General features: G+C 70.8%; 6 protein-coding genes. 4 read left to right on the forward strand and 2 right to left on the reverse strand.

Annotation, left to right across the window (positions count from 1 at the left end; genetic code table 11):
• From IJH84_RS04645 to IJH84_RS04655, 3 genes are all read left to right on the forward strand, one after another.
• Positions 1-277, forward strand: a 277-nt coding sequence (locus IJH84_RS04645) for an alpha-hydroxy-acid oxidizing protein (protein WP_295140626.1), incomplete at its 5' end; no start/stop codon positions are given.
• A 92-nt stretch (positions 278-369) separates the two neighbouring features.
• A complete protein-coding gene (locus IJH84_RS04650) occupies positions 370-795 on the forward strand; it encodes a hypothetical protein (protein WP_295140629.1) in 426 nt (141 codons plus the stop codon).
• A gap of 105 nt (positions 796-900) precedes the next feature.
• The gene (locus IJH84_RS04655) at positions 901-1,677 is read left to right on the forward strand and encodes an HAD-IIA family hydrolase (RefSeq protein ID WP_295140640.1); all 777 of its coding nucleotides are present in this window, start codon (positions 901-903) and stop codon (positions 1,675-1,677) included.
• A gap of 21 nt (positions 1,678-1,698) precedes the next feature.
• Here the strand turns inward: IJH84_RS04655 and IJH84_RS04660 are convergent, their stop codons facing one another.
• The gene (locus IJH84_RS04660) at positions 1,699-3,702 is read right to left on the reverse strand and encodes a S9 family peptidase (RefSeq protein ID WP_295140632.1); all 2,004 of its coding nucleotides are present in this window, start codon (positions 3,700-3,702) and stop codon (positions 1,699-1,701) included.
• A gap of 268 nt (positions 3,703-3,970) precedes the next feature.
• Here IJH84_RS04660 and IJH84_RS04665 point away from each other — a divergent pair, with 268 nt between their 5' ends.
• A complete protein-coding gene (locus IJH84_RS04665; protein ID WP_200070456.1) occupies positions 3,971-4,540 on the forward strand; it encodes a TetR/AcrR family transcriptional regulator in 570 nt (189 codons plus the stop codon).
• Between the two features lie 87 nt (positions 4,541-4,627).
• Here the strand turns inward: IJH84_RS04665 and IJH84_RS04670 are convergent, their stop codons facing one another.
• Positions 4,628-5,062 (reverse strand): Lrp/AsnC family transcriptional regulator, encoded by a 435-nt coding sequence (locus IJH84_RS04670; protein WP_295140637.1) that lies wholly within the window; start codon positions 5,060-5,062, stop codon positions 4,628-4,630.
• Positions 5,063-5,405 lie beyond the last annotated feature (343 nt).

A 5,405-nucleotide genomic window follows, 5' to 3' on the forward strand; every position in this document is an offset into this window, starting at 1 on the left:
CGCCGCCGTCGGCGAGCGGGCGACCGTGCTCATCGACGGCGGTGTCCGGCACGGCGCGGACATCGCGGTCGCGCGGGCGCTGGGCGCGGACGCGGCGATGATCGGGCGCGCTTACCTGTACGGGATCATGGCCGGGGGCCAGGACGGCGTCGTGCGCGCCTACGAACTCCTCGCCGAGGAGTACCAGCGCTGCATGCAACTGCTCGGAGTGCGTCGCAGCGCCGACCTCGCCGCACGGCACGTGGCGCTTCCGGGGAACGGCCGCGACGACCGCTGATCCGGCGCGTCCGGCGGGCAGCACGACTGTCCATTGAAGACGGTCGAATCGCGGGGTGCGCACCGCGAGCCGCCGCCGTGCTGACCATCGCGGTGCCCCTGCAACTGCTCGCGGGCGTTTTCGGTTTCCTGAACAGGGACCCGGTCCTGGCGATCGGGATGAGCACGCTCAGCGCCACCTGGCTGACGACGAGCGTGCTGACGCTGCGCAGCGCACCCGGCGGGCACAGCCCGGTGCTGGGTGTGGCCGTGCTGTTCCTCGCCGCGGCGGTGTTGCTGTGCGCGGTCGTGACCGCCGCCGGGAAACCGCTGGTGGCGATCGTGCTCACGTTCGCCGGGAGCCGGTTCGCGTTGACCGGCGTGGTCGAGTACCGGCAGCTACCGATCGCACGGCTCTGCGATGGCTGGCTGGGCCTGGCGGTGTGCGTGGTCGCGCTCTACGCGGCCGCGGCCTTCGCACTGCAGGACGTGCACCAGCGGACGATTCTGCCGACCCTCAGCCGCGCTGGCCGGTCGTGAGCACCGGCCGACCCTGAGCGCTGCGAGCCGCGCGGGCGGGCAGTCGCGCCGGGCGCCGCATGGGACCATCCCGATGTGGTGGATGCGGATTCGTGGGTTTACTTGATGGACCTCAACGGCGTGCTGATGCGCGACGAGGAGAACGCCGTGCCGGGCGCCGAGGAGTTCCTGGCCGCCCTGCGATCGGCGGGAATTCCGTTCCTGGTGTTCACCAACGAGTCCGTGCACACGCCGCGGGACATGCGCGCGCGGCTGCTCGAACGGGGCTTGGACGTCCCCGAGCACACGATCTGGACCTCGGCGCTGGCCACCGCCCGGTTCCTGCGCGAACAGCGTCCCGGCGGGTCGGCTTACGTCCTCGGTGAGGCCGGGCTGTCCGCGGCGCTGTTGGACGCCGGTTACGTGCTCACCGGCGACGATCCGGATTACGTCGTGCTCGGTGAGACGCGCACCTACAGCTTCGAGGCGATCACGCACGCCATCCGGCTGATCGAAGGCGGCGCCCGGTTCATCGCGACCAACCCGGACGAGAAGGGGCCGGGTGCGGAAGGGCCGCTGCCCGCCACCGGGGCCGTCGCCGCGCTCGTGCAACGGGTGACCGAGCACGAGCCCTACTACATCGGCAAGCCGAACCCGCTGATGATGCGCTCCGCGCTGCGGGCGGTGGGCGCGCGCTCGGCGAACGCGATCGTGCTCGGCGACCGGATGGACACCGACGTGCGCTGCGGCATCGAGGCCGGGATGCGGACGATCCTGGTGCTGTCCGGGCTCTCCGGCCCCGATGCCGTGGCGGGGCACCCGTATCAGCCGACTGCGATCGTCGATTCGGTCGCGGACATCATCGAGCACGTCCGCGATCCGTTCGGGTCCGGTCCGGCCTAGCAGCCTCCTGGCAGTCCCCGGCTACTTTTCGCCGAGGACGTAGCGGTCCATCCACTCCAGCAGCGCCTCGTTCTGCGCGCGCCGGTGGGTGACCGGCCCGAGCACCGAACCGACGTGCGAGGTTCCGGGAAACCGCAGCATTTCCGCCGTGACGCCGCGGCTTTTGAGGACCGTGTAGAACTGTTCGGTCTGCCCCGGCGGCGCGCGGTGGTCGCTCTCGTGCTGGAAGAACAAGGTCGGCGTGCTGGACCTGTGCGCGTAGGTGACAGGTGAGCAGCGCCGGTAGAGCTCGGCGCGTTCGTGCGGGTCGCCGCCCATGAACGAGCGGCCCGCCCAGATTCCGATGTCGCTGGTGCCGTACATGCTGGAGAAGTCGAACAACGGGTCCTCGGGGCACGCCGCCCGGAACCGGTCGGTCTGGGTGGTGAGCCAGCCGCTGAGCGTGCCGCCGGCGGAAGCGCCGAACACGCCGAGGCGGTCGGAATCGGCCAGGCCGATCGCGATCGCGTGATCGACACCGGCCATCAGGTCGGCGCAGTCGAGGTTGCCCCAATCCGAGGTGATCGCGGTACCGAAGTCGTCGCCGTAACCGGTGGAACCGCGGTGGTTCACGAACAGCACGCCGTATCCCGCACCGGCCAGCATCAGGAAGTCGAAGACGAAGGTGTGGCCCCATCCGGCGTGCGGTCCACCATGGATTCCCAGCAGTGTCGGCAACGGGCGCTTCGCGCGCGCGGGTTCGAGGTACCAGCCCTCGACGGCCGTGCCGTCGGTGCTGGTGAACTCCAGGTGGTGCACGGCGGGCCACTCGAGCCGGGCCAGCAGCTCGGCGTTGAGTTCGGTCAGCCGACTCTCGGTCCCGGTGGCGGTGTCGAGCACGTGCAGGTCACCGGGGTCGCGGATGCCGAAGGCGGCGAACAGCAGCCGGTTCCCACGCAACCGCACCGGTGCGCACCCGCGCTCACCCCCCGCCACGGGTTCGTGCGACTCGGCCCCGGACAATCCCACGCGCAGCACCCGCACTTCACCTCCGCGTTGCGCGGGCAGGTAAGCGTGCCGGGAGTCCGCGGAGATCAGGACGCCCGCCATCGTGAAGGCGAACGCGGGCATGTCCGGGACGAGCCGTCCGCCGACATCGTCCACAAGCCCCGTCGTGCGCCGCTGGTGAACCCCGGTTTCCGGGTCGTAGACCCACAGGTCGGCTTTCGATCCCGCGCGCCGACCGTCCTCATTGGTCAGCACGTACGCGATGCGCCCGTCCGGGCACACCGCGTGGCTCGCGATGGCCCCGCCACTGGCCACATCGGACACCGAACCGTCGAGGTCGACCCTTCGCAGCCGGTTGAGCATCCCCATCGATTCCGGGTCGAAGCTCGCGTTGAACACGAGCGCCGCACCGTCCGGTGTCCACTGCGGCGCGGTGTTCAGCGAGCGGTCTTCGGTCAACCGCACGGGTTCGCCGCCTTCGGCCGCGACCACGTAGACGTCCTGCAGCGCGTCCTCGATGACGCCCACACCGTCGGCCCGCCAGGCCGCGCGGTCGACTCGGTACGGCAGGGCGGGGTCGCGCCGCGTTCCGGGTGGCACGGCGGTGAAGGCGATGCGCGTCCCGTCCGGCGAGAACACCGGCCCGCCACCGACCCCGTCCGGGAAGGCGGTGAGCTGGCGCGCTTCGCCGCCGTCGAGGGGCAGCGCGAAGATCTGCGGCACGCCGGTGCGGGTGGACAGGAACGCGATTTCGCGCCCGTCCGGCGCGAACGCGGGGTACGCGTGCACCGCGTCGACGCTGGTGAGTTGCCGTTGACCGCCCGAGGAGACCGCCACCTGCACCAGGTCGGTGTGGTCGGTGTTCGCCTCAACGTCGGTGCGGGACAGGGCGAACACGACCGACTCGCCGTCCGGCGACAGGTCCGCCGAGGTCGCGAACCGGAGGCGGAACAGGTCGTCCGGTTCGATCGGCCGAAGCGCCTCATCCGAGTCCGGGCGCTCGGCACCTGCACCGGCCGCGCGATCGTCTTCCGGCATCTGCACCAAACCCCCGCAATTCCGCCAACACCTGCACACAACAACGAGCCCGCCCGGTTCGCCGAGCGCGGCCCGCTCTCCAGGAATACCTGCATCAGCTCCCGGAGTCGACGCAGATCGCTAACGGTGAACAACGGCGAGCCGCCGGCTTCGCGTTCCGAGCAGCGAAGCCGAGGGCCACCCGACCTAGCGGAAACCCCCGAACGGCGGCTCACCGCCACGAGCGCGCGCGTTGAACACGACATGTACCGGTCGGTACGCTCGGCTGGTGAGTTCCAGGTCCGACAAGCGCGCCGAACTGCTGCGGCAGGTGGTGGACCAGCTGGCCGAGCACGGCATCGCCGACATGTCGTTGAGCCCGCTGGCCGCGCAGCTGGGCACCAGCAAGCGCATGTTGCTGTACTACTTCGGCAGCCGGGACAACCTGATCGCCGAGGCGATCGCCGCCAGCAGGCCGGACGTCGCCGGGCTGTTCAGCGGTGTGCACGACGCCGCGAGCCTGCGCGAGGCGGCGTGGGCGCTGTGGACGGCGATCACCGAAGGCCACCAGCAGCGGCCGATCCGCATCCTGTTCCAAGTGCTGAGCCTGGCGCCGACGCAACCGGACCGGTACGGCGCGGTGGCTTCCGAGGCCGTCACCGCCATGGTCGATCCGCTGGTCCCGGTACACCGCGATCTCGGTTTCGACGAGACGGAGGCGCGCGCCCGGGCGAGCCTGCTCATCTCCGGGCTGCGCGGGCTGTGCCTGGACCGGATCGTCACCGGCGACGTCCCCAGGATCGAAGCCGCCGCCAGGACGCTGATCGCGACCGCGACCACGCTGCCCGAGTCGCGCTGAACGCGGCGAACTCGGAGCAACTCCTCACCCGCAGGAAGTCGACGAGCCCGGACTCACGGCCGTGCGCGAGGGCCGACCGCGAAGGGCTCAACCGTCCAAGTTGCGGTCCCACGAGGCCATCACGATCAGCGTCTTGGTGCCCGCCACCTTCCCGGTGCGCCGGATGGCGTTGACGACCCGCTGCAGGTCGTCGACGTTGCGCACCCGGAAGCGCACCAGCGCGTCCGGGTCGCCGGAGGTGGTGAAGTACTGCTGGACCTCGGGCACCTGCTTGGCGATCTGCTCGATCTCGGCGGTGTCGGTGGCGCCGGTCAGGCGGATCTCGGTGAAGGCGTCCAACTCCCCCACCGCGGCGTCGTCGGTGATCGCCACGTAGCCCTTCAGCACGCCGTCGCGTTCGAGGCGTTCGATCCGGCGGGACACCGGCGCGCTGGAGAGCCCGACCTGCCTGCCGATCTCGCTGACGGGCGTGCGCGCCCGGGTTCGCAGGATCTCGACGATCCGCCGGTCCGTGTCGTCCATGGAGCACCTCGCACGTATCTTGCGCCGCCAGCCGAGATCTTGCGTCCGGGACGGCTCGGCAGGCTTGTTCCGCTGCGTTTCGTGCGCTGATTGAACCAAACAGTTGTCGCTGTCGGCGCGGCGCTGAAACGGTGCGCACCGCGTGCCCGCTGATCCGCCCGTCCCCTTGGAGCGCCATGGACCCCTCGCCGTCCCCGCCCGAGCCGTGGTCCGCGCTCGACGCCGAAGGCCGGTTGACCGCGCACGAGCTGCTGCCGAACGGTGACGATGCGCTCGACCTGCAACGCGCCCACCGCGACATGGTGCTGGCGCGGCGGCTGGACACCGAGGCGATCGCCTTGCA

It is taken from the genome of Saccharopolyspora sp. (genome assembly GCF_017434145.1).
Taxonomy (GTDB): domain Bacteria; phylum Actinomycetota; class Actinomycetes; order Mycobacteriales; family Pseudonocardiaceae; genus Saccharopolyspora_C; species Saccharopolyspora_C galaxeae.